Below are 1303 nucleotides of genomic sequence, written 5' to 3' on the forward strand. Positions count from 1 at the left end.
GGCCCAGCCCGCCGGCTGCGCTCGAACTTCATCAACGGCATCAAGGAGCTACCCGTCACCGTCGGCTGACATCCGGCACGAACCAGGAAGTTGGCGACGGGCTTCGAGGACACGGGTAGCACCATCCCAGGCCGGGTCACCAGCCACGCTCCTTAAAGGGCCACCCATCGCCAACGGCTGCCCGACCTGAAGAGGGACGGATCGGCGTCGGGCTCGCGGAGGCGTCGGGAGGACGCGGATGGCGCCCCGGCGAACCGGGTTGCCAACCCATGGCTCATATCAACAAACCAGCCGTCACCAACGTCTGGCCGGGCTGAAGCGGGATCGGCGGCGGGCCGCGCGGATGCGGCAGAGGACGCGGGTCATGCCTTCTGGGCCGGGTTGCCAGTCGCGCTCGATCAAGGCATCGGCCACGTGATGGAGGAGGTCGGCTATCTGGCCGGGGATGACGTCTCTCCGGACGGCGATCACCCGCCAGCCCCGTCGGCGTAGCTCCTCGCGGCGGTCGGTGTCATGTTGCTGGTCGGTGGTCGAGGTGTGGTGTTCCTGGCCGTCGTATTCGACCGCGACCTTGAAGTCCTCCCAGCCCAGGTCGAGATAGGCGTACCTGTCGTCGTCCAGGTCGACTCTGATCTGGGTCGCGGGTCTGGGGAGGCCGCCCTCCACGAGGATGACGCGGAGCCAGCTCTCCCTGGGAGAGGCGGCTCCGGGATCGGCCAGGCTGAGGGTGTCACGTAGGCGCCAGGTGTTGAGCGGGCGGTGCCACAACGCTTCCAGGTCAACGCCCCTGCGGGCGAACTGGTCGAGGATCGCCACACCCTCCATGCGGGGCAACCAGCGGGCGCAGTCGAGGGCTGTGCGTTCCATCGTGGTGATGCGGACGCCCTTGTGGTCGGTGACGTCCTCGTCGGGCAAGGGTGCGATGTAGGTGACGCAGTCCGGGACTGCCAGGTGGCTGGGAGCGGTCAGCTCGATCGGCCAGTCGTCCTGCGGGGAGGGCAGGACGTTGAGGCCCCAGATGCACGCGGCCGTCTGCCGGCAGACGACGGCCTGCGGGATTGCGCGGGTTATCCGGATGGCACGGTCGATCAGGCGAATGGCGGCGATGGCATCGCCGGTCGTGTCGGTGCCGGACACCGGGAGGGGGCGTGGGTTCATGGCGGCAAGGATGCTTCGGCTGAGGCGTCCGCCGCAGAGCCGAGCGGGATTCTGTGGACGAGCGAATTCTGGGAAGAGGGCGAGGCATCCGCAGGGGCCGCGCACCACAAGCCCCCCGCACTACTGGCCCCCCGCACCACAAGCC

1 protein-coding gene is annotated in these 1303 nt (G+C 68.7%); it reads right to left on the reverse strand.

Annotation, left to right across the window (positions count from 1 at the left end; translation table 11 throughout):
• Positions 1-294 precede the first annotated feature (294 nt).
• Positions 295-1158 (reverse strand): DUF559 domain-containing protein, encoded by an 864-nt coding sequence (locus tag ETD86_RS54400; RefSeq protein WP_138674391.1) that lies wholly within the window; start codon positions 1156-1158, stop codon positions 295-297.
• Positions 1159-1303: the final 145 nt, after the last annotated feature.

The sequence above is a fragment of the Nonomuraea turkmeniaca genome (assembly GCF_005889735.1).
Classification (GTDB): domain Bacteria; phylum Actinomycetota; class Actinomycetes; order Streptosporangiales; family Streptosporangiaceae; genus Nonomuraea; species Nonomuraea turkmeniaca.

Excerpts from the sequence above, each read along its gene's own strand:
- ETD86_RS54400 (WP_138674391.1), bottom strand. The coding sequence starts at position 1,158 with ATGAACCCACGCCCCCTCCCGGTGTCCGGCACCGACACGACCGGCGAT.